This is a genomic window from Polaromonas sp. P1_F4 (assembly GCF_056405675.1).
Genome location: NZ_JBFUBP010000024.1, coordinates 1 through 925, shown reverse-complemented (window position 1 = coordinate 925; position 925 = coordinate 1). Strand labels below are relative to the sequence as shown.

The 925-nt window shown below is 61.7% G+C and carries 2 protein-coding genes; both read right to left on the bottom strand.

What is annotated here, in order from left to right:
- Positions 1–434: hypothetical protein (locus AC1DYQ_RS22845; RefSeq protein ID WP_477688718.1), on the bottom strand; the 434-nt coding region annotated here is incomplete at its 3' end.
- Positions 435–462: 28 nt separating this feature from the next.
- The coding region (locus tag AC1DYQ_RS22840) for a hypothetical protein (RefSeq protein WP_477688717.1) at positions 463–925 on the bottom strand (463 nt) is incomplete at its 5' end.

The window sequence follows — 925 nt, the reverse complement described above, 5'->3', positions numbered from 1 at the left end:
CCGGAAGTTGTGGCGCCCAGTGCAGCACCGGCCACGTTGATCTGGCTCCATGGGATCACTTCACCGGCGGTGCCGGTCGTCAGTGGGCCGGTGGTGTTTGAGTTGAGGCTGATGTTGCCGCCGTTGCCATAAACGCGCACTGTCACTGCACCTGCGGTGAGGTCGCCGCCGACACCGGCGATCACGCTGCTGTCGCCTACGTTGGCGCCTGGAACCGTGAAGGTGACGCTGTCGATCGTGCCGTCAGTTGCCGTGTTGCCGGAGCTGGTACCGACACGCAGGAACAGCACTTGCGGGATGACGATCGTCATGTCCACGCGAGCGTTCGCTGTCGAGCCGACGATGGCAGGGTTAGTGAATGTGGATTCGGCGTGGGCGGTAGCGCTCAGCAGGCCGGTTAAGCCCAGGGTGCTGACAAGAAGGAGTTTTTTCATGATGTTTCCTAAGGGTTAAGGTTGAAGGTCAGAGCTGCGTAGCGGTGTAAGTAACTCGGCCGTTTTTGACGATGGTGCCGCCGTAGGTACCGGCTGCTGGCAAGGTTGCATTGAGGTAGGTGTAGGTCCACTTGCCTTCGACGCGGACAAGCTTGTTGGTAGCGGTCAACGTGGTGGCGGTACCGGCTCCGCCGCTTGCGCCCAGGTTGAATGCTGGGTGGGTAATGGCCGCATTGGTAAAGCCGGAAGTTGTGGCGCCCAGTGCAGCACCGGCCACGTTGATCTGGCTCCATGGGATCACTTCACCGGCGGTGCCGGTCGTCAGTGGGCCGGTGGTGTTTGAGTTGAGGCTGATGTTGCCGCCGTTGCCATAAACGCGCACTGTCACTGCACCTGCGGTGAGGTCGCCGCCGACACCGGCGATCACGCTGCTGTCGCCTACGTTGGCGCCTGGAACCGTGAAGGTGAAGGTGACGCTGTCGATCGTGCCG